The organism is uncultured Psychroserpens sp. (assembly GCF_947494225.1).
Taxonomy (GTDB): Bacteria; Bacteroidota; Bacteroidia; order Flavobacteriales; family Flavobacteriaceae; genus Psychroserpens.
Genome location: NZ_CANLUG010000002.1, coordinates 600,907 through 623,950, shown reverse-complemented (window position 1 = coordinate 623,950; position 23,044 = coordinate 600,907). Strand labels below are relative to the sequence as shown.

Genomic DNA, 23,044 nt, shown 5'->3' with positions numbered 1-23,044 from the left:
CGAATCTTTTTTGCAAAGAAATGCATAATAATTTGCTTTTGTCAAATTAAAAGTTATGTTGTACTCTTGCAAACTTTTTAAAATACACATTTATACATGAGGCAATTAAAGATTACCAAACAAGTTACCAACCGTGAATCTAAATCTCTAGACAAATACCTACAAGACATCAGTAAGCTGCCTATGATTACTGCTGAAGAAGAAGTTGAACTCGCCCAACGAATACGAGAGGGTGATCAATTGGCTTTAGACAAACTCACGACAGCTAACTTACGTTTCGTTGTGTCTGTTGCAAAACAATATCAAAACCAAGGATTAACACTTCCAGATTTAATTAATGAAGGTAATGCTGGATTGGTAAAAGCAGCTAAACGTTTTGACGAAACTAGAGGTTTTAAATTTATCTCGTATGCTGTTTGGTGGATTAGACAAGCAATTTTACAAGCTTTAGCAGAACAATCTCGAATAGTTAGATTACCTTTGAACAAAATTGGTTCAATAAATAAAATCAATAAGACATATTCTTTCTTGGAACAAACACATGAAAGACCTCCTAGTGCAGAGGAAATAGCACAAGAGTTAGACATGACTGTTACAGAAGTGAAGCAGTCATTGAAAAATTCTGGGAGACACCTATCAATGGATGCACCTTTAAAAGAAGGAGAAACATCAAGTTTATATGATGTTGTGAAATCTGGTGAATCACCAAATCCAGATAGAGATTTAATGAAAGAGTCGCTCAATGTTGAAATTAACAGAGCCTTAGACACATTGTCTCAAAAAGAGAGTGATGTTATTCGATTAAATTTCGGATTAAGTAATGAGCCACCTATGACACTTGATGAAATAGGAGCTACGTTCGATTTAACTAGAGAGCGTGTGAGACAAATTAGAGAAAAAGGGATCAAACGTTTACGTCAAGATTCTAAAAGTAAAATATTAAAAACGTATTTAGGATAGCCCTAAAATAGATAACCACAAGTATTACAATGATTAAAATTTTAGTAAAAGAAGGAGAAAGCATAGAACGTGCTTTAAAGCGTTACAAAAGAAAACACCGTAACGTAAAAACGATGCAAAACATTCGTGAGAATCAATTTTTCACTAAGCCATCAGTAAAAAGAAGACGTGAAATTCAAAAAGCTAGTTATATCCAGGATTTAAGAAATCAAGAAGATATATAATAGTCTTTATTCACTACAATTATAAAAAAAAGCCTTTCCAATTGGAAAGGCTTTTTTTATAAGCTATGTTTAACATTAATCAAATGCAGCATGCGAATTAGCACTTGCCTTATTTACATTAATTATTGCATTGCTAGAGTTTACTAACATCGCTACAATTTCTAAGTTTGCAGGGTTACCAATGTTTCCTGAAGGCACAGTGTAATCATACTTAACTCTGTAAGTATTGTTTGCAACTGCCTGACCTGCTGGAATAGCATCACCTAACACATTTGTAAACGAGTGACGTAAAACGTGATTATGAACAAAATTAGGCACTGGGTTTTGACCACCATAATATTCTGGATAATAGTTTGCTTGACTTAGCACTAAACCATTCTCTAATAAAAATACTACCAATTTAGATCCGTTAAGATTTTCACTAAATCCAACGCTAACCATAAATGAAAGGTTATTAGCTTTAATCGTAGAGTTAATTGCTAATCCGCTTCCAATCGTTCCTTCCGCCTTATCGGTTACTTGATCTACATTATTAGTTTCTGGAAAATTCCATTCTTCTTGTCTATTTACATAAGCGGTAGGTAAACCTGTGATTCCTAAATGATTCGACATTTCAACACCATATTGATTTTGATAAGGATCTCCATTAAATAAATGTGTAGCTACAACCACAACATCATCACTCGCCTCTTGAACCATTTCAATAGCCACTGATACTCTAGTACAATATCCACACCAGTCACCTGTGTAATCTTCAACTAAAGCTCTTCTGTTATAACTTGCAGGTGTCACTGCATTATCAGCTACTGTTACAGAAATTGTTTCGGTCGTAAATGTTTCATAAGCAGCATAGGCATTATAATCTCCTGTTGCATCAGGTATATAAACACCTCCTGTTACAGACTGTTGGTCGTTAATATAGATATTTGCAACATTGGTCACGTTAAACTCATTACCTTGAGTATCTGTTGCCATTACTGTATATTCTATTCTATCACCTAAATTAAGTGCAGTATTATTTACAGTCATTGAAATGGATTCAACAACAGCTAAAAATTGAACTGTAATTGCAGAACTTGTTAAATCTTCATACTTGGCAGTAATAGAAAACGATCCTGTTGATGTCGCCGTGTAAGTAGTACCAGAAATAGGATCCCCATTTACATAAAAAGTAGATTGTGAAGTGACATCATCACCTTCGTTTGTAGCTACGGTAAAGGTTACAGATTCACCTAAATCAACAAAAAATGAGCTCGCATTGACTGTTATGGAGTTAGGTCCTCCATTTCCGTTTCCATTACCATCGCCATTCCCTCCGTCTTCTGATGAACTGCATGAGAATAGCGCAGCCGCCACGACGAAAAGAAAAACCTTAGTGTAATTTTTAATTTTCATAATAGTTAAGTTGTTAAATGTTAAAATTTTAAGATTTGCGAATATAAAAATATATTTCATATTTTTTTGCCAAATTGGCACATAGTTTGCAAAAAAATCAACATAATTGACTGTGTTTTTTAAAATAAATTAACTTTGCCCAAAAAAAACCTAAATTTCTAACGATGAAAACTTTAATTTCACTACTACTTACGCTTACAATTTCCACAACCGCTTTTGCCCAAGATGTTTTACCAAAAATGCAACTTGAAACACTCAAAGGCTCTAACATTAACTTAGAAGATATTTCCAGTGATGACCAGCTCGTAGTTATCTCTTTGTGGGCCACTTGGTGTGTTCCTTGCAAAAATGAATTGGACGCTATTAGCGAAGTTTATGATGACTGGGTCGATGAAACAAACGTTAAATTATATGCCGTTTCAGTAGACGACTCAAGAACAGTAAAGCGCGTAAAACCATTAGTAAGTGGTAAAGGTTGGGAATTTGACATTTTACTAGACACCAACAGTGATTTAAAACGAAAATTGAACGCTCCAACAATCCCCCTAACTTTATTAGTTAAAAACAATAAAATCTTATACAGACATTCGGGTTACACACCTGGAAGTGAAGATGAACTTTACGAAAAAATCAAAGAATTTTCTAAATAAATCACAAACCAACAACTACAACTAAATGAATCGCTACACATTAATAGCACTATTGCTATGCACACCCTTATTTGTGTTTTCACAAGACGAAGGCAAAAAAGATTATGGAACTCTTAGCGGAGGTATAGAATCTAACTCTCAGTATTATATCGACGACTCTAAAACTGGAGATTTTGAAGAAGACGATCCCTTCAGATCCAATAACTACTTAAGATTAAACTATGATTACAAGAATTGGTTTGCTCATATTCAGGTTGAATCTTACGAACCCAACGCTATTCTAAATTTTTATCCAAAATATAAAGGGACAGATGTTGGAACTTTTGCAGTAGGTTACAAGTCTTCAAAATTTGAAGCGACGCTTGGGCATTTTTATGAACAATTTGGAAGCGGACTTATCCTTCGGTCATGGGAAGACAGACAATTAGGAATAAACAACTCAATACGCGGAGCAAACGTGAAATACAGACCAACCAATGCCTTAGAATTTTCGGCTTTGTATGGCAGACAGCGTGATGGCTTTGAAGTATCAGATGGCTCTATTTACGGGTTTAATGCTGAAATTGGCTTATCCTCATTGTTTAAATTTGAAAGTACTGGGTTAGATCTTGGCCTAAGTTATGTAGGTAGAGATGAGGACCTAAATATTAGTGACCCTAATTTCGAATCATTGACGAATTCATTTTCAGCACGATTAGATTTCTCTGAAGGTAACATTTATTCATCTATTGAATATGTAAAAAAAGGGGAAGATGTTTATTCTGAATTAGGTAATATTATTGAAAACAGATATTTTGATGGTAGTGCATTGCTTTTCAATTTTGGATATGCAAAATCTGGTTTAGGAATTGACGCCACATTTAGACGTATGGAAAATATGGCATTTTTCTCAGAACGAGATGAATCGGCAAATGTATTTAATCAAAATTACATCAACTTTATTCCAGCACTCACAAAACAACATGATTATGGTTTAACCAATATCTATGTATATCAGTCACAACCGAGATTAAGTTTTAACCCTATTTTTAAATCGGGTGAAATAGGCGGACAAGTTGATATTTTCTACAACATCAAAAAAGGGTCTACTCTTGGTGGTAAGTACGGAACAAAATTGGCTTTTAATTATTCAACGTGGTCTGGCTTAAAAGGAAACTTCAACATCAATGAAAGATCATACGAAGACACAGATTTCTTAGGATTCGGGGAAAAATACTTCGAAGAGTTTAGTTTAGAGGCAAGAAAAAAATGGTCCCCAAAGTGGGCTTCAATTTTTACGGTTGTCAATACTTTTTATAATGCCCGTTTTGTTGAGGACAGAATTGGAGAGGTCAATGCGACAGCGATTGTTGGTGAAGTCACTCGTAAATTTGAAGGCAGTAAATCCTTAAGATTAGAACTTTCTCATTTATTCTCAGATGATGAAACATCAGAAAGAGCAGATGATTGGGCTGGTGGTACCATTGAATATAATTTCAATAGTAGACTTAGTGTGTATGCTACAGACATATGGAACTATGGAAATCCTGACGAAGATCGTCAAATCCATTACTATACATTTGGCGGAAGTTTCACTAAAGGTGCAACACGAGTTATGGCAAGCTATGGAAGACAAAGAGGAGGCCTTGTTTGTGTTGGAGGTATTTGTCGTTTCGTACCTGAAAACACCGGGTTTTCACTAAGTGTATCAACGTCTTTCTAATATAAAAACTAATAAAAAAAGCTCCATTATAATGGAGCTTTTTTTTATCCTCTATACTTAAGTGGTAAATGCACCACTTTTTTCGTTTCAAAAAAATCTTCTTTAAAATAAGAACTTAAAGGGTAAATTGTAGTTGTTTTATACGACTCTAGCTCTTCAGTTAAATCACCTCCTTTTAAATATAAAATTCCATTTTTTATATCATGCTTCTGCGTTTTACCAATTTTTCCTTTTACCCATTTCACAAAAGATGGCATCGCCGTTACAGCTCTGCTTACAATAAAATCGAATTGCTCGTCAATAGCTTCCACTCTACTATGGGTCGTTTTTATATTTGTTAGCCCAATACTATCGGCAACACCGTTAACAACTTTCAATTTTTTTGCAATACTATCCACCAAATGAAACTCACAATCGGGATACATTATGGCCAACGGTATACCTGGAAATCCTCCACCCGTTCCAACATCTAATATAGAAGCGCCAGGACAAAATTGTACCACTTTGGCAATACCCAAAGAATGCAGTACATGCCTCAGGTACAGCTCATCAATATCTTTGCGAGACACTACATTAATTTTGAGATTCCAATCTTTATACAACCCTTCTAATTGTTCAAATTGATGGATTTGTTCTACTGATAAATCTGGAAAATAGTCCTGTATAAGATTCATTTATCTAAATTTCCACAAAAGTAGACATTTTTATGTGGATATTTTTAGCAAATATTTGGTATAATGGGAGCATTAATTATATATCTTTGCTCTTCAAATATTAAAAATGTAATTTTTTACGTTACAATTGAAAAATAGCAATTCAATGACAAAGCAAGCACTTTCTTTTTCTAGAACAGATTCTGCAAAATTTTTTAGAACGCTAAATAAACGTGTTAACAATTATTTTAAAGAGAATAATATAAAACGTACAGGGAATTGGAAAATCTGGTTAAAAACAGTGGTTATGTTTACCATGTTTCTTCTGCCTTATTTTTTAATCTTAACTCTTGACATTCCTGGATGGCTTCAATTATTGCTTACCGTAATTATGGGTATTGGCATGGCTGGAGTTGGAATGAACGTGATGCATGATGGTAATCATGGCTCATACTCTAATAAAGAATGGGTTAATCGTTTGATGGGAAGTAGTATTTACATTCTTGCAGGAAATGTATACAATTGGAAAGTTCAGCACAATGTTCTGCATCATACCTACACTAACATTCATGGTCATGATGAGGATCTAGAAGCTGGGCGTATTTTACGTTTTTCTAAACATGCAAAATGGCACAAACATCATAAATTTCAACACTACTATTCAGTTCTACTTTATGGTTTACTAACAATTAATTGGGCCATAACAACAGATTTTCAGCAAATGTATCGCTATATGAAACGTAAGTTGTCTTATGGTAAATTACCAAATCCTGTAGTGAATTGGAGTAAATTAGTCATCTCTAAACTCATTTATGTATCTATTTGGATTGTTATTCCAATGCTTGTATTAGACATTTCATGGTGGAAAATTTTACTTGGTTTCTTTATTATGCATTATGTGGCAGGCTTAATTTTAAGCGTTGTTTTTCAGCTAGCTCATGTTATGGATGAAGCCGAAATGATGCTACCTGAAGAAAATGGCACCATGAAAAACACTTGGGCTATTCATCAATTAAAAACAACGGTAAACTTTGGGGCAAAAAGTAAAATAATCAACTGGTATACTGGTGGTCTTAACCATCAAGTAGAGCATCATATTTTTCCTCACATAAGCCATGTTCACTACGGAAAAATCTCTAAAATTGTTAGAGAAACAGCTAAAGAATTTAATTTACCCTATAAAGAATACAAAACCACCAGAAAAGCGATTATCGCCCATTTTAAATTCTTAAAGCAAATGGGAATGAAACCTGCGATGAGCTAAAACGATCTATTTTAAATGACACAACTTTCAGATAGAGTTCTCAACATGGCAACGTCTGCCACTCTAGCAATGGCGGCGAAAGCACGAGAATTAAAAGCAGAAGGAAAAGATATCATTGGACTAAGTCTTGGGGAACCAGATTTTAACACTCCTGATTTTATTAAGGAAGCAGCAATTCAAGCTGTAAATGACAACTATAATTCATATACTCCCGTTGATGGTTATGGTGAACTGAAAGATGCCATTATAACAAAATTTAAAAGAGACAACAACCTTAGCTATACACCTTCACAAATTGTAGTGTCTACTGGAGCTAAACAGGCCTTAGCAAATATTGCTGCTGTACTATTAAACAAAGGTGATGAAGTGATACTACCTTGCCCTTATTGGGTTAGTTATAGTGACATTGTTAAACTTAACGACGGTGTTCCTGTTGAAGTTAAAACATCCATTGAAAATGACTTTAAATTAACACCTCAGCAATTAGAAGAGGCGATTACTCCAAAGACCAAAATGATTTGGTATAGTTCACCTTGTAATCCAAGTGGATCTGTATATAGCAAAAAAGAATTAAGAGCTATTGCCGATATTTTACAAAACCATCCAAACATTATTGTGGTTTCAGATGAAATTTACGAGCATATTAACTTTATTGGCGGACACTCTAGTATGGCTGAGTTTGATGATATGTTTGATCGAACAGTAACCGTAAATGGTGTATCAAAAGCGTTTGCAATGACTGGTTGGAGAATAGGCTACATTGGCGCTCCTGAGGCTATTGCCAGAGCTTGTAACAAAATGCAGGGCCAAATCACTAGTGGCGCAAACTGCATTGCACAGCGCGCTGTAATTACTGCCCTCAATGAATCACCTTCCCGTGTTCAATATATGATTGATGAATTCAAGCTAAGGCGTGAACTTATTTTAGGGTTACTTAATGACATCGAAGGCTTTAAAACAAATGTACCTGAAGGTGCTTTTTATGTATTTCCAGATATATCACATTTCTTCGGAAAAACGCTTAAAGGGCAATATATAGAAAACGCAACAGATTTTTCTTTATTCTTATTAGAACATGCTAACGTTGCCACTGTAACTGGTATTGCCTTCGGAAATCCTAGCTGCATTAGAATTTCTTATGCTGCGTCTCAAAAGCAAATTATTGAGGCTATAAGGCGAATTAAAGACGCTGTAAGCTAAATAATATTGAAATAAATTAACACATAGATTCCAATACCAAAAAGGATGATAAAAGACACTAAAGAAATCACTTGATGTCTTTTGTGATCCTTTTTTGCTTTTTGTTTTATTTGATGTAATAATTCCGGACTAGCCTCTGGAAAGTCAAATTCACTTTTTGCGTTTTTCCCATAACCACCAAGCGTTTTTTTAAACCTTGATGATTTATCAAGTCTTATACTTTTATTACTCTTTAACGAGCTTATCATAGACTCTCCTAATGGCATATCTCTTTTTTATTAAAAATACATAACATATAATAGAATTACTAAAACTATAAAACCGATGATGCTTTTCTTAATAAGTAAGCGTCTATTTTCTCTTTTGGTTTTAATTCTTACACGTCTTAATACATGAGGTGGTACCTCTGGTAATATATAAGGTTTATACGCTTTCTTATGGCGAGATCCTCCATTCATTTTAGTGAATGGCTTACGTTTCCCGTTTTTTAATTGTTTCCTATTATAATTAATAGAAGCATTCATTGATGAGATTCCCATAATATCTTTATTTATTCTGAAATCGTATCAGAAATCCAACAGGTAACATTAAAGCATATCAAACCTTTTGGCATCTATATTTACCAAAATTGTATGAATTTAAAAATGTAAAAGATAATATGAGGGTAATCTCAGTAGTATCAGTTAAAAAAGGTCTATTAGGACCAGCTTATAAGATAAAAGCCAGTACTGTTACAAAAACAGACAGTTTTAAAAGAGTATCGATACTTGAAGTAATTTGATATTGTCTGCTTTTTACACGTTGCTTAATACCAAAGATAGAAGTTGACTTTGTGTTGTTTAAATTACATTTTACTACAGACTTGTAGTTCGAATTTAACAGACCTTCAGGTCTAACAAATTCTGTTGCTAATCTACGTTTGGGCGAAGGCTCTAATTTTTGAGATGCTAATACTAATTCCATGATTGATTAATTTAATTGATTATACCAATAAGACGTACATTCGAGGTATTTGTTACAACTACCATCTTCTGTAACCCTTTAAAAACCAATACAAAATTCCCGAAACACCTATAAATATTAATATTTCAGAATGAAAAATATTTTTAAAAATTTTTATTAAATCATCTGTTTCGCCAGAAGAAAGGCGTCAACAAAATCAAAACTGTAAACAATTCTAAACGCCCAATGAGCATTAAAAACGCAGACCACCATTTAGCTAAATTTGGCAATTCGGCATAGTTATTTACTGGTCCATAATTACCCAAAGCAGGCCCAACGTTTCCTAAACTCGAAGCAGATAAACCTATTGCAGATTCAAAATCTATCTGAAACATAGAAAACACCAATGCCCCAATAATAAAAGAAAGCATGTAAAGAATGAAGAAACCAAGAATATTAAAAACAATATCTCCAGAAACAGATTTTTTATTGTAGCGAACAGGCAAAATGGCGTTAGGATGTAATGCCCGTTTAAATTCTAAGAAACCATTTTTAATCATTAGCATATGTCTCACAACTTTCACACCTCCCGAAGTACTGCCCGCAGAACCACCTAAAAACATTAGTCCGAAAAAAAACACCACCAAGAAAGGCGTCCACAAGGTATAGTCTGCTGTCACAAAACCTGTAGTTGTAATAATAGCTAAGACTTGAAAAAGTCCATGTCTTAAAGATGCTTCGGCCTTCCCAAATGTCATTGGATGATCTATTGAGGAAATTGAAAAATCTGCTCTAAAGTAAATGATCAATGCCGCGATTATAGTAAACAACGCAATGAACTTAAAGTACAGTTTAAACTCTTCATCACGTATCACCTTTTGAACACGTCCTTTAAACGCGAAATAACTGAGTATAAAATTTGTTCCTGCCAAGAACATAAATGCCATAATAATATATTGAATAACAGGTTGCCCATTCCAATGAGCAACGCTAGCATTTTTTGTAGAAAATCCACCTGTAGATAGTGTAGATAGCGAATGATTGATAGCGTCAAAAAATGACATTCCAGCTACTTGGAGTAAGATAGTTTCTGCTGCAGTGTAACCAAAATAAATGAGCCATAATCGCTTAGCTGTATCTGTAATTCGGGGGTGAAGCTTATCGGCATTTGGTCCAGGTGCTTCGGCTGCAAACAACTGCATTCCTCCAATTCCAAGTAAGGGCAAAATAGCAATGGCAAGTACAATAATCCCCATTCCACCTATCCAATGTGTCATACTTCTCCAAAACAATACGCCTTTAGGAATCGACTCTATATCATTTAAAATCGTTGCTCCTGTGGTCGTATAACCAGACATGGTTTCGAAAAAGGCATTCGTAAAACTTGGTATCGAGCCTGTAATTAGATAAGGTAAAGTTCCTGTTAAGGCCATAACAATCCAACCAAAAGCCACGACAATATAACCATCTCTTTTGTTGAGTTCCTTTTTGTGTTCCTTCGTAAGATACATGGCAACTCCACCAAGCAATAACACAATAGAACCTGCGCTGAGTAAATCTAAGGTTACGCCGTCTTTATAGATCAAACTAATAAGTGTAGATAGCAGTATAAAACCACCATTGAACAAACATAGCAATCCGAAAAAATGAAAAATTATTTTATAATTAAGTCTCACGTATTATTAGAAAAAGAATCGTTCTACTTTTGTTATAGATCTTGGCAAACAACATACCACAACCTTATCTCCTACTTCTATTTGAAAATCCCCTAAAGGAATAATTCCTATATCATTCCTAATAACACCACCAATAATAGCTGAGCGCGGAAAATCTAAGTCTTTAATAACCTTTTGAGTAATTTTAGATTTTGAAGTGACTTCAAATTCGAGTAACTCTGCATTCATATTGCTAAGTTTGGTCATTGCCAACACCTCACCTCGTCTTATGTATCTAAAAATATTATTGGCTGCTAAAAGTTTTTTATTGATTAACGTATCAATACCTATAGATTGAGACAGCTGATAGTAGTCCATGTTTTCGACTAAAGCAATGGTTTTTTTCACTCCTTTAGATTTAGCTACCAAACAAGACATTATATTGGTTTCTGAATTACCGGTTACCGAAATAAAAGCGTCCATCTCTTTTATATTTTCTTCCTCTAGCAACTCCACATTTCTACCATCTCCATTAATAACAAGGGCATTAGGCAAATCATCGGCGCATTCAAAAGCAACCTCTTTATCACTTTCAATAAGTTTTACTTTAAATCTGCCTTCACAAAGATCTCTAGCGGTTTTGTAACCAATTTTACTACCACCCAAAATCATAATATTCTTAAGCTCTGTTCTCACTTTTCCAGACAGTTGAAATAATTCTTCATCGCCACCCTTAGAAGTCATAAAAACGACCTTATCTCCTTCTTTAAACTCTGTATCACCTCTAGGTATAATGGTATATTGTGTTCCAAAACGCTGAATAGCAATTGGTACAAAATGGAGTTCTGGAAACACTTGAGCTGCTTCTCTAACGGTTTTTCCAACAAAACTAGCTGTTCGAGATAAGCGTAAACTTAGCATTGTTAATTTACCTTCTTCAAATTCGTACGAATCATTAAATCCGTATTGATTAAGCAGCAATTCAATTTCGGCAGCCGCTAAAGTTTCAGGAGAGATCAATTCATCAATTCCAAATTTTGTGAACCCAACTTCCGTTTGATCTAAAAATTCAGAATTAGAGATTCTAGCTATGGTTTGTTTAGCACCTAATTCTTTTGCAAGAACACATGCAGTAATGTTTGTCGTTTCCGAAGATGTCACAGCAATAAATAACTCAGATGTGTTAATTCTCGCTTCATTTAAAATGGCTATCGACGTCACATCACCCTTAATGACCCTAATATCTAAGTGATCATTGGCATAAGCTAAACTATTTTTGTCTGTATCTATTAAAGTAATCTCTTGAGATTCATAAGACAATAATTTGGCCAAATGAAATCCTACTTCTCCTGCTCCCGCAATAATTATTTTCATTGATTATGTATATTCAAAAAAACATACAAATATACTACATTATTATGTGATTGAGAGTCTCTTAAAAGTAAGGCTCAAATTATTTAAAGCTATTAGTTTTAAGTATATTTGCAAAAAAAAAGAATGTCGTCAAAAGTGACTCCATATAAAGACAGTGATTTGAATAAAAAGCAGCAGGTCACTCAAATGTTTGATAATATCTCAAAAGAATATGATGGTTTAAATCGTGTTATTTCTTTTGGAATCGATATTAAATGGCGTAATAAGGTTGTTGATATTATAGCTCAAAATAAGCCTGAGCGTATTTTAGACATTGCAACAGGCACAGGAGATTTGGCCATTAGTCTGGCAAAAACCAAAGCCAAAAAAATTGTTGGATTAGACATAAGTGACGGTATGCTCGAAGTAGGGCGAAAAAAAATTAAAAGTAAAAATTTAGATGACCTTATTTCTATGGTAATTGGTGATTCTGAAAATTTACCGTTTGAAGACAATAGCTTTGATGCCATTACTGTAGCATTTGGGGTTAGAAATTTTGAGAATTTAGAAAAAGGACTTTCAGAAATTTTTAGGGTCTTAAAACCTAACGGAACGTTTGTCATTCTTGAAACTTCTGTACCTACTAAAACCCCTTTTAAACAAGGCTATAAGTTCTATACCAAATACATTTTACCAGCCATCGGAAAACTCTTCTCGAAAGATCAATCTGCCTATTCTTATTTATGTGAATCTGCATCTGTTTTTCCATATGGTGAGGTTTTAAACAATATTTTACGTAAAATTGGGTTTATTAACGTGCAAGACAAACCTCAAACTTTAGGTGTCGCAACAATTTATGTAGCCTCTAAAGCTTAATCAAGGTTTATACACGTCATTATCGTGATATTTATGAAGAAAATACTTATCGTTTTAACCTTACTTATAATGTCGCAGAGTGTTTCTGCCCAATTATTTAGTAGAGAAAAAATAAAAAATATTGAGAATTTCGATAAAAAAACCCTCAGTTGGGGTTTTTATCTTGGACTTAACAGTTATGATTATCAGTTTAATTATGAAAGAGATCTTAAAGAAATTCTAGTTGAAACAAGTTTAGGTTTTAGTGTTGGCTTGGTTTCTAATCTGAGAATAAACGATCATTTAGATCTGAGGTTTGAACCAGGCTTATTTATTACCACGAGAAGCATACAATATGACCCAAGTTACTTCGTTGGTCTTGAATCTACTGATGCCGATTTGCTAAGAGAGGTAAAATCGACTTATGTTCATTTCCCACTACTACTGAAAGTCTCTACAAAACGTTTGAATAACTTTAAACCATTTATTATAGGTGGTTTATCTATGGCACTCAACTTATCAAGTAATGAGGAAAATCCAGATGACAATGCTGCTGGTCAATTTAGAACAAAGAAAAATGTTCTTTTTTATGAGTTAGGTGTTGGCATCGATTTCTATAACCAGTGGTTTAAGTTTACACCTTCTATTCGGGGTGTATTTGCATTAAATGATGAACTCATTAGAGACGAAGACCCTAATAGTCCATGGACAAGCAATATAAGAACCATGAAAACAAGAGGTATCTTCTTAAATTTTACATTTCAATAGAATTCCGTTTAAATTCACTTAAAACAATTGCCGTGGCGGTTGCTACATTTAAACTTTCTGTCGCTTTTAAATTTCCAAATCGAGGAATACTTAATTTCTTGGTAACTAGGGCTTCAATAGCATCTGAAATTCCATTGGCTTCATTACCCATAACAATTATCCCTGCATTAGGCATCTTATTAGTATAAATGGAATCGCCATCCATAAACGTTCCAAAGACATTCATATCGCTATCTTTAATATAATCTTCAAGATTAACGTACGTCAAATGTACTCTTGTCAATGAACCCATCGTAGCCTGTACAACCTTAGAGTTATAGCAATCAACAGTTGCCTTACTGCAAATCAAATGTTTTATACCAAACCAATCGCAAAGTCTAATAATTGTGCCGAGATTTCCAGGGTCTCTAACATCGTCAAGCGCTAAAATCAATCCTGTATGAGGTATATCTTCATTTTGCGGAATTTTAAACATTGCAAGAGCTGTATTAGGTGCTTTAAGTCGACTTATTTTTTGAAGCTCCTTATCTGAAATCAAAACGGTTTCAGTATTAAAAATGTCTTCTGTTGAAAACAATTGGTATAACTCAAAGCTAGAATTCAAAAACTCTTCAATACCTTTTATACCTTCAACCACAAATAACTGATGTTGGATTCTAAACTTTTTTTGACTCAAGCTAGCAATTAATTTTATGTGGCTCTTTGTTAACATTAAAATGTATTTACTTTTGTGATGTTTTAACTAAAATACAAAGTAATACTTTTTTGGTCTATTATTTGTTATGATAAGACCACAATAAAACTGTAAATTTGGATAGAACTTAAATGCAAACACTTTCTTTTTTGAAATTTCACTTTTCCAAGATACTAATCTGCGGTTTGATATGCACTACTTTATCGTGTAACGTGATGAAGCGCGTTAAAAAGAATGAGCATTTATTGACGAGTAATACGGTTTTAGTTAATGACAAAAAAAATACGACAGAAACCGTCAATAATCTTATCTATCAAAAGCCAAACGGTACATTATTAGGAATTCCTTTACGAGTTCACATATACAATTTGGCGCGTCCAAATATAGATTCGATACTCAATCAGAAATATAGGAATCCAGAAAACCCTAGAACTGGTCTTAAAAATTTACTCTCATTAAAACAGTATGAAGCCTTTGTAAAATCGAAAAAGAACTTTAACAATTGGTTAAAAAAAACAGGAGAAGCGCCAGCCATTTACAATGAGGCCAGAGCCGAAAAAACAGCGAACGCTCTAAAAAAATATTACTTCAGCAAAGGATGGTTTAACGTTGAAACTGCTTTTGAAACTGAAAAAGATAGCAATCAAAGAGCTAGAGTCACTTACAAAGTCAATACAGGAGATCCCTATTATTTAGACTCTATAACACAAAACATAAAGACACCAATAATTGACTCCTTATACACGGCACACTTAAAGCAAGGTTCACTTATAAAAGAAGGGCAACAATACGATGAAGCCAGTTTTTCTGCTGAACGCGACCGATTAACCGAACAACTGAGAAACTCTGGTTTTTATCATTTTGGACAAGATTATATTACGTTTGCTATTGACACTATTGGCACCAATAAAAAAATGCCAACCGATTTAATAATTGCCAACAGAGCTGTTAGAACAGAAGATTCGATTAGACGTGTTCCTTTTAAGGTATATAAAGTTAAAGAGGTTAATATTTTCACCGATTTTAAAAATGAAAATCGAAATTCTACGATTAGTGATTCTGTAAAATTTAAAGGTTACAACTTATACAGTTTTGACGAAATGAAATACAGACCAAAGGCTATTACCGACGCCGTTTTTATAAATAAAGGTGATGTTTTTAAAGACATAGACAGAACACGAACTTACCGCTATTTAAGTCAATTACAGGCCTTCAGATATCCAAGAATTGAATATATAGAAAATGAAAACGATACCACTTTAACCGCAAATGTATATCTAGTCCCTAAGAAAAAATTTGAACTTACCACCAGTTTTGAAATCTCACAAAGTAATATTCAAACGGTGGGTTTTGCCTTTAATACTGGTTTACTTATACGAAACATCTTTAGAGGTGCAGAAACTTTAGAAATTTCGGCGTTAGGTGCCATCGGATCTTCAAGAGATGCCTCTGACACAAAAGATCAGTTTTTTGACATTAATGAGTTAGGTGGAAATTTGAGACTTAACATTCCTCGTTTTTTTCTACCCTTTAATACCGAAAAGTTAATACCAAAATACATGTCTCCAAGCACAAGAATATCACTAAGTGCTACGAGTCAAACAAATATCGGATTAGACAAACAAGCGTTTACCGGAACGGTTAACTATAATTGGTACCCTACACGAAAAGTGACTAATAATCTTGATTTGTTTAATGTTCAGTTTGTAAAAAATCTTAATACAGGCAATTATTTTGGGGTTTATACAACGTCGTTTGATAGGTTAAATTCTATTGCACGCGATATTGGTTACATTGGAAATGACGAAAGTTTAGAAAACCCAAACGTGCAAAACGATTTTTCTCCAGCAGATACCTTTATAAGTGATGTTTTAAACAACAACACTTCTCTTATGCCAGGTGATAATGATTACATAGATATTAATAACATTAACCAACGTAAAAATAGACTAACCGAAGACAACCTTATTTTCTCTTCTAGTTTTAATTACGTCAAAAATCGAAGAGAAAATTTGTTTGATAAAGATTTCTCTATTGTAAGGTTCCGTTTAGAATTAGCAGGAAATTTATTATCTAATCTATCAAAGACTTTCAATTTACCAAGAAATGCAGATGGTAGATATGAAGTTTTTGGGGTGCCTTTTTCTCAGTATGTAAAAACTGAAATCGATTATGTAAAGCACTGGAATTTGGGAAGGCAAAATGAATTGGCTATTCGTACCTATTTTGGAATTGCCATACCTTATGGAAACTCTAACAGTATCCCATTTGCAGAAAGTTTCTTTTCAGGAGGACCTAACGATGTTCGTGCTTGGACAGCATACAACCTCGGCCCAGGAAGCTCTCTGTCTACTAACGAATTCAACGAAGCCAACATGAAAATAACGTTGAGTGCTGAGCAACGTTTTAATCTTTTAGGTCGTTTTAATGGCGCTGTTTTTATTGATGCTGGAAATATTTGGAATGTGTTTGACAACGTTGAAGACGACAAAGCCACATTTGATGGTTTTGGATCCTTAAAAGATATTGCTGTAGGTTCTGGATTTGGTATTCGTTATGATTTTGGATTCTTCGTTTTAAGAGGTGATATAGGTTTTAAAACCTATGATCCATCTAGGGAATTAGGCAATAGGTGGTTTAAAGATTACAACTTCAGTAATGCCGTTTATAATATAGGGGTTAACTATCCATTCTAAGCTCTTTTTTTGTTCAATAGCGATAACGTTTTCGTTAATTTTAGCTGTTTCAAAGTTTTAAAAACCCCAAATATTAGTCAAATTTTACGTATTTTTGGCTTTTAATTTTCAACTAAAAAACAAACATGAGTCACAACATAAAAGCAGGAGTTGCTACAGGGCGAGAAGTACAAGATATTTTTAACCTCGCAAAAGAAAAAGGCTTTGCTCTGCCAGCTGTAAACGTTATTGGATCTAATTCTATAAATGGTGTTTTAGAAACTGCAAAAACGTTAAATGCTCCAGTAATTATTCAATTTTCTAATGGAGGAGCACAATTTAATGCAGGAAAAGGCTTAAGCAACGACGACCAAAAAGCTGCTATAGCAGGTTCTGTTGCAGGTGCAAAACACGTCCACTTAATGGCCGAAGCTTATGGTGTTCCAGTAATTTTACATACAGATCATTGTGCGAAGAAATTATTACCTTGGATAGACGGTTTATTAGACGCAAGTGAGCAGCACTTCAAAGACACAGGAAAGCCATTATATAGTTCTCATATGATTGATCTTTCTGAAGAGCCAATTGAGGAAAATATTGAGATTTGCAAGTCTTACCTTGAACGCATGAGCAAAATGGGCATGACTCTAGAAATAGAATTAGGTATCACTGGTGGAGAAGAAGATGGTGTAGATAACACAGATGTTGATGATTCAAAATTATACACACAACCAGAAGAGGTTGCTTATGCCTATGAAGAGTTGAGTAAAGTGAGTGATCAGTTTACCATTGCTGCAGCCTTCGGAAATGTTCATGGTGTATACAAACCTGGAAACGTAAAACTAACACCTAAAATTCTTAAAAACTCTCAAGAATTCTTATCTCAAAAGCATAATTTACCACATAATCATATTGATTTTGTATTTCATGGAGGATCTGGATCAACAGTTGAAGAAATTAGAGAAGCCATAGGTTATGGTGTAATAAAAATGAATATTGACACAGATATGCAATATGCATTTATGAGCGGTGTTCGTGATTATATGGGAGAAAAATCTGAATATTTAAAAGCTCAGATTGGAAATCCGGATGGTGATGATGTTCCAAATAAAAAGTATTATGACCCAAGAGTTTGGCTAAGAAAAGGTGAAAATGCATTCGTTGAACGCTTAAAAAAGGCGTTCGAAGACCTTAATAATGTAAATACTTTATAACTTTGCACTACTAACTACTAATTAAAACTATGTTTAATGTCTTGGTTTAAAAGGAAAGATAAGGGAATACAAACCTCTACAGAAGAGAAGAAAGACACACCCAAAGGGTTGTGGTACAAATCTCCAACAGGTAAAATTGTTGATACGAAAGAATTAGAGCAGAATTTTTATGTGAGTCCAGAAGATGGCTATCACGTTAGAATTGGAAGTAAGGAATACTTTGAGATTTTATTTGATGACAATACATTTGAAGAATTAGACGCATCACTTCTATCTAAAGATCCATTAAAATTTGAGGATACAAAAAAGTATCCAGACCGATTAAAAGCCGCTCAAGAAAAAACCAAACTTAAAGATGCTGTAAGAACAGCTGTTGGAAAGTCTAAAGGTAAAGATCTTGTTATTGCTTGTATGGACTTTTCATTTATTGGAGGTTCTATGGGAAGCGTTGTAGGTGAAAAAATTGCGAGAGCTGCAGATTATGCCTTAAAAAATGAAAAACCTTTTATGATTATTTCTAAATCTGGAGGTGCACGTATGATGGAAGCCGCATTATCGCTAATGCAATTGGCTAAAACCTCTGTAAAATTAGCACAATTGGCAGATGCTGGAATTCCATATATTTCATTATGTACAGATCCAACAACGGGTGGTACAACAGCGTCGTTTGCTATGTTAGGAGATATTAATATTAGTGAGCCAGGAGCACTTATAGGATTTGCTGGACCGCGTGTTGTGAAAGACACCACTGGTCAAGAACTGCCAGAAGGATTTCAGACTTCTGAGTTTTTATTAGAACATGGCTTCTTAGATTTTATTACACATCGTAAAGAATTAAAAAACAAAGTGAATTTGTATATCGATTTGATTACAAATCAACCAGTAAGAGCATAATACGCTTTATCAGAGCTAAATAAAAAAAAGCGAGCCCAACGGCTCGCTTTTCTGCCTTAAAGTGTTACACTATTAACCTATACGTAACATAAGGCCAACCAACTATTTTAAATCAAGAACTGATACACACAAAACCCTAACAGCACATAGTATATCCAAAGAAATACTTCGAGTTTGTATTTTTTTAATAGGTTTTCCATGATTATAAATGTGTTAATTAATTATAATTTTCTTTACAATACTTTGATTATAAGCTTGAATCTTGAATAAGTAAAAACCAGTTGGTAGTTTCAATTTGAGTGTTTTCTGATGATTAAAATCTAATAAAGGAATACGCTGCAATTGTTTCCCTGTGATATCACAAACTATCATTTGTTCTAACTGGATATCCCCAGAATACCCTAACACAAAAACGCCATTGTTAGGATTAGGGTACACGCGTAAGTCATCTTTTAACGAATTCACATCAACACTTAAGGCCTCTTGGCTTTGACCAATAATATCGAACGTATAAGTTGCATTATCACAATCATCGCTCATAAAAGAAACAGTTGCTGTATTTATGGTATTAACCATACTCGGTGTATAACGAATTGTAAATGATGCTGTACCTCCATTTGCCATAATGGTGGCTTCTGGAAGTTCTACCACTTCAAAATCTGTACTGTTTGTGATTGTAATTAAAGGAGCACCAGATAATAATAAATCGGCAATTCCTATATTCTCAATTGTAAATGTATATTCTACAAAATTTCCAAAATCGACTAGACCAAAATCGGTATGATCATTTGTATCGGGAGTATCATCGCCATTAGCAATAGACATCCCATTTCCGAGTAAATTAATTTCAGGACAGCCACCACAACGTTCTGAATACACCACACCATTATCTACTTGCCAACTGCTATAGGAACCTGTACCTGCATTTGCGGCAATTTCATCATCTACCTCAACACATAAGAGGTTATTGTCCTGGGCGCGCATTGTTGTTAAAATGGTATTATTGCCATTTTTAAGGTTTAAAGTCTCTAGTAAATTGTCTTCTAAACGTAAAAACGTCAGGTTGGTGTTATAAGATAGATCTAAATCTACAATTTGATTATTTCTACAACGCAACTCTTCTAAATCTCTGAAATCTTGAATACCTGTTAAGTCTATAATACTTTCGTTTTCGATATTTAATGATAAGATAGGTTCTATATCTGAAGTTAGTACATAGTCATCCAAAGCTCCTGTATCGTAACCTAAATCTATCAGTGCTTGTTCAAAGTTATCATCAGGAACATATGTGTCTAGGCAGTGTTGCCCATAACTTACAGTACTATCTTTTAACCATGTTGCATAAATCCCATTACCAGCATTAGCATCTACCTCATTATCGACTTGCAAACAATTTAGGTTTGGACTATTCGTTATATTAAAATTTGAAATTAAATCATTTGCACCATTTTTTAAATTGACAAATTCTAAAACAGGTGTATTTTGAAGATATATATGAGTTAATAAATTATTAGTATGAAGATCAATATTTGTAAGAGGATTAGTTCCCAGAGCTAAAGAATTCAAATTCAAATTATTAGTTAAATCAATTGAACTTATATAGCATAAAGTTGCTGAAAGAGTTTCTAATAAAGCATTGTTACTTACATCCAACATTGAGAGACCATAGTTCACAGAACAGTTAAGCGTTGTTAATAAAGGACAATTGCTTAAGTCAAGGTTTACTATATGATTTGAATAGCAATGGACTTCGATTAAAGCGGGATTATTTGATACGTCAAGTGTTGTTAATTGACTACGAAAAACTCTCAAAATCTCCAAGTTTATATTATTACTTAAATCTATTGTCCCTAATGGAGAATCGGAACAATCCAATTGAGTTAAATTAATATTACTATTAAGATCAAGTGCGTTTAAATTAGGATTATCATTACAATAAAGAATATCTAAAAGCGTATTAGAACTTAAATCAATATTAGAGATTTCATTTTCACTAACATTTATTATTTCAAGCAAAGTATTACTAGACACATCTATTGTTGTAAGATCATTAAAGCTTAAATTCAAGAATTCTAAAGCAATATTATCACTTAAATCAATACTCGATAACTTACTTGTAAAACAATTAAGCGATCTAAGTCCATTCAAGTTATCTACATTTATATTCTCTAATTGATAGTTTTGCCCTAAATAAATTTCATTTAATGCTGAATTAGTAGAAAAATCAATATGTGTTAATTGACTCTTTCTACATGTAAACATCTGTAAATCTGTCAATCCAGTTAAATTGATGGATGTTAAAGCATTATTTTGGTAAAACTCTGTCATTTCAACACTAATTAAATCAACATTATTACTTAGGTCTAAGGCCGTTGCTGCTACAGCGCCTAAATTTAGGTGTTGAAGTGAATTAAAACCTTCGATCCCAGTATAGTCTGTTATAAAACCAGCAATAGTAGTAGAAGCTAAGTTTAAGAAAGTTTCATTTTCAATGTTTGAGGTTAAAACTTGCCCATCAATAACATCATCAAACCCTAAGTCAATTAATGCTTGTTCAAAGTTAGCATCTGGAATTGCCGTTGTTTGTGCTTGTAATAATCCTGTAAAAATTAAGGATATAAAAAATAATTTTATGTTCATAACGTATGTTTTAGGTTAATAATTAATGATTACTTTTTTGGTGGTTATAGTATTATTGGTTTTTACTTTTAAAAAATAAATACCCCTTTCAAGGTTGACTGATACAGGATAAAAATGTGTGTTATGGATATTTATCATTGAAATTTCTTTCCCATTTACATCTAATAGTTGTAGTGCCTTTAGCTTCAGATTGTCGTTACAGCGTACAATAAATTGGCCTTTATTTGGATTTGGATTTATACTTACTTCCTGCTTTTCAAAAATTGGATTTTCTAAATTTAAGGTCGCAGCACAATCTTCAGAATAGGTGGCTATATCATCCTTTAACCAATTGGCATATACTCCATTTTCTGCATTAGCATCATTCTCTTCATCTACCTGTATACACAATAGGTTACTGTTGAATCTCGCATCAACATGTTCTAAAGCCATATTATTACCATTACTTAAGATCAAACTTGTTAAAGGTGTATTTCGGCAAACCAATGCTTCTAGAGCTATATTATTACTAAGGTCTAATGATGTAAATAAATTTTCATTTGCCGACAAATGGGTTAACTGGATATTGTTACTTAAATCTAAATCTGTTAGCTGACTGTTAACACAATTGAGAAGTCTCAAGTTCGTGTTATTACTTAAGTCTATATTACCAAGTAATGATCCAGAGCAAACCAAAACTTCAAGTGCTGGGCAATTTGTAACATCAATGCTGCTAAGTTCATTTTGCCCAGTAAATATGCTAATCATAGCAGTATTATTACTTAAATCAAGTATTGAAATAGGATTACCAGAAGTATCTAAATTTTCTAAAGCAACAAAATCCTCAATACCAGTTAAATCACTAACATTGCTCAAAGGAATTACTAAAGACGTAATGGTATTAATGTTAGTTGTTGGCACTACTCCATCAATTGGTGGAGAATCGTAACCCATGTCTATGAGTCGTTGTTCGAAATTAGGATCAGGTATTGCTGTTGTTTGTCCTTGAATGTAAGTTGTAAAAATTAAAGTTAAAAAAGGAAGCCAGATTTTCATTAGTAGATTTTTTGGTTTATCAAATCTACTTTACGGGATGTATGTTATCTTTCCTATATTTAAAATTGGTACAAAAAGATTGCTGTTTGTGATGAATACCATAAACTAAAAACTGTGGTTTAAAGACTGTAGGTACTAACAGCATATGATTTGGTACGAAATGCATTGATTTGAGTCTAAAACATCATGAAAATTTCAATTATCTTGTCAGGAAATTGAACACCTTAGTTGTTTTATTAATAGAAAAGTTTACCACCAATCAACCAAAAGA

Annotated in this window: 21 protein-coding genes; 11 read left to right on the top strand and 10 right to left on the bottom strand. The window is 33.6% G+C overall.

Going from position 1 to position 23,044, the window contains the following annotated elements; genetic code table 11:
• Positions 1-96 precede the first annotated feature (96 nt).
• Together Q0893_RS06865 and rpsU are read left to right on the top strand one after the other, a co-directional pair.
• On the top strand, positions 97-960 hold the full coding sequence (locus tag Q0893_RS06865) for an RNA polymerase sigma factor RpoD/SigA (RefSeq protein WP_298900357.1): 864 nt from the start codon (positions 97-99) through the stop codon (positions 958-960).
• A gap of 29 nt (positions 961-989) precedes the next feature.
• Positions 990-1,184 carry a 30S ribosomal protein S21 gene (gene rpsU, locus Q0893_RS06860; protein ID WP_230933958.1) on the top strand — a complete coding sequence of 65 codons (195 nt, stop codon included), beginning with the start codon at positions 990-992 and terminating at the stop codon, positions 1,182-1,184.
• A 75-nt stretch (positions 1,185-1,259) separates the two neighbouring features.
• Here rpsU and Q0893_RS06855 read toward each other — a convergent pair whose 3' ends face one another.
• Positions 1,260-2,579 carry an Omp28-related outer membrane protein gene (locus Q0893_RS06855; protein ID WP_298900358.1) on the bottom strand — a complete coding sequence of 440 codons (1,320 nt, stop codon included), beginning with the start codon at positions 2,577-2,579 and terminating at the stop codon, positions 1,260-1,262.
• 164 nt (positions 2,580-2,743) lie between these two features.
• On the opposite strand from Q0893_RS06855, the gene Q0893_RS06850 reads away from it, so the two are divergent.
• A complete protein-coding gene (locus Q0893_RS06850) occupies positions 2,744-3,229 on the top strand; it encodes a TlpA disulfide reductase family protein (RefSeq protein WP_298900360.1) in 486 nt (161 codons plus the stop codon).
• Positions 3,230-3,254: 25 nt separating this feature from the next.
• Complete coding sequence (locus Q0893_RS06845) at positions 3,255-4,931, top strand: DUF6029 family protein (protein ID WP_299273747.1); 1,677 nt, start codon at positions 3,255-3,257, stop codon at positions 4,929-4,931.
• Positions 4,932-4,975: 44 nt separating this feature from the next.
• On the opposite strand, the gene rsmG is transcribed toward Q0893_RS06845, so the two are convergent.
• On the bottom strand, positions 4,976-5,605 hold the full coding sequence (gene rsmG, locus Q0893_RS06840; protein WP_299273744.1) for a 16S rRNA (guanine(527)-N(7))-methyltransferase RsmG: 630 nt from the start codon (positions 5,603-5,605) through the stop codon (positions 4,976-4,978).
• Between the two features lie 145 nt (positions 5,606-5,750).
• On the opposite strand from rsmG, the gene Q0893_RS06835 reads away from it, so the two are divergent.
• Complete coding sequence (locus Q0893_RS06835; protein ID WP_298900364.1) at positions 5,751-6,848, top strand: acyl-CoA desaturase; 1,098 nt, start codon at positions 5,751-5,753, stop codon at positions 6,846-6,848.
• A gap of 15 nt (positions 6,849-6,863) precedes the next feature.
• Positions 6,864-8,048: a pyridoxal phosphate-dependent aminotransferase gene (locus Q0893_RS06830; RefSeq protein WP_299273740.1), complete on the top strand. Its 1,185-nt coding sequence runs from the start codon at positions 6,864-6,866 to the stop codon at positions 8,046-8,048.
• On the opposite strand, the gene Q0893_RS06825 is transcribed toward Q0893_RS06830, so the two are convergent.
• The 5 genes from Q0893_RS06825 to trkA form a co-directional block, all read right to left on the bottom strand.
• The gene (locus Q0893_RS06825) at positions 8,045-8,314 is read right to left on the bottom strand and encodes a hypothetical protein (protein ID WP_298900366.1); all 270 of its coding nucleotides are present in this window, start codon (positions 8,312-8,314) and stop codon (positions 8,045-8,047) included. The two genes, Q0893_RS06830 and Q0893_RS06825, sit on opposite strands and share 4 nt — an antisense overlap.
• A 12-nt stretch (positions 8,315-8,326) precedes the next feature.
• Positions 8,327-8,587, bottom strand: a complete 261-nt coding sequence (locus Q0893_RS06820; protein ID WP_298900367.1) for a hypothetical protein — start codon at positions 8,585-8,587, stop codon at positions 8,327-8,329.
• A 169-nt stretch (positions 8,588-8,756) separates the two neighbouring features.
• Complete coding sequence (locus Q0893_RS06815; protein WP_298900368.1) at positions 8,757-9,011, bottom strand: hypothetical protein; 255 nt, start codon at positions 9,009-9,011, stop codon at positions 8,757-8,759.
• A 161-nt stretch (positions 9,012-9,172) separates the two neighbouring features.
• Positions 9,173-10,666 carry a TrkH family potassium uptake protein gene (locus Q0893_RS06810; RefSeq protein ID WP_299273734.1) on the bottom strand — a complete coding sequence of 498 codons (1,494 nt, stop codon included), beginning with the start codon at positions 10,664-10,666 and terminating at the stop codon, positions 9,173-9,175.
• Positions 10,667-10,672: 6 nt separating this feature from the next.
• Entirely contained in the window at positions 10,673-12,019 is a 1,347-nt protein-coding gene (trkA, locus tag Q0893_RS06805) for a Trk system potassium transporter TrkA (RefSeq protein WP_298900370.1), read from the bottom strand.
• Positions 12,020-12,142: 123 nt separating this feature from the next.
• Between trkA and ubiE the strand changes: the two genes are divergently transcribed.
• Both ubiE and Q0893_RS06795 read left to right on the top strand, forming a co-directional pair.
• On the top strand, positions 12,143-12,874 hold the full coding sequence (gene ubiE / locus Q0893_RS06800) for a bifunctional demethylmenaquinone methyltransferase/2-methoxy-6-polyprenyl-1,4-benzoquinol methylase UbiE (RefSeq protein ID WP_299273730.1): 732 nt from the start codon (positions 12,143-12,145) through the stop codon (positions 12,872-12,874).
• Positions 12,875-12,907: 33 nt separating this feature from the next.
• Complete coding sequence (locus Q0893_RS06795; RefSeq protein ID WP_298900372.1) at positions 12,908-13,621, top strand: porin family protein; 714 nt, start codon at positions 12,908-12,910, stop codon at positions 13,619-13,621.
• On the opposite strand, the gene Q0893_RS06790 is transcribed toward Q0893_RS06795, so the two are convergent.
• Positions 13,608-14,333, bottom strand: coding sequence for an RNA methyltransferase (locus Q0893_RS06790; protein ID WP_299273727.1), 726 nt, complete (start codon positions 14,331-14,333; stop codon positions 13,608-13,610). The two genes, Q0893_RS06795 and Q0893_RS06790, sit on opposite strands and share 14 nt — an antisense overlap.
• Positions 14,334-14,530: 197 nt before the next feature.
• Between Q0893_RS06790 and Q0893_RS06785 the strand changes: the two genes are divergently transcribed.
• From Q0893_RS06785 to accD, 3 genes are all read left to right on the top strand, one after another.
• Positions 14,531-17,011, top strand: coding sequence for a BamA/TamA family outer membrane protein (locus Q0893_RS06785; protein ID WP_298900374.1), 2,481 nt, complete (start codon positions 14,531-14,533; stop codon positions 17,009-17,011).
• 125 nt (positions 17,012-17,136) lie between these two features.
• On the top strand, positions 17,137-18,204 hold the full coding sequence (gene fbaA / locus Q0893_RS06780) for a class II fructose-bisphosphate aldolase (protein ID WP_298900375.1): 1,068 nt from the start codon (positions 17,137-17,139) through the stop codon (positions 18,202-18,204).
• Between the two features lie 36 nt (positions 18,205-18,240).
• Positions 18,241-19,098 carry an acetyl-CoA carboxylase, carboxyltransferase subunit beta gene (gene accD, locus Q0893_RS06775; RefSeq protein WP_298900376.1) on the top strand — a complete coding sequence of 286 codons (858 nt, stop codon included), beginning with the start codon at positions 18,241-18,243 and terminating at the stop codon, positions 19,096-19,098.
• 213 nt (positions 19,099-19,311) lie between these two features.
• On the opposite strand, the gene Q0893_RS06770 is transcribed toward accD, so the two are convergent.
• Entirely contained in the window at positions 19,312-21,738 is a 2,427-nt protein-coding gene (locus Q0893_RS06770) for a choice-of-anchor D domain-containing protein (protein ID WP_299273720.1), read from the bottom strand.
• Between the two features lie 15 nt (positions 21,739-21,753).
• Positions 21,754-22,773, bottom strand: a complete 1,020-nt coding sequence (locus tag Q0893_RS06765; protein WP_299273717.1) for a T9SS type A sorting domain-containing protein — start codon at positions 22,771-22,773, stop codon at positions 21,754-21,756.
• Positions 22,774-23,044 lie beyond the last annotated feature (271 nt).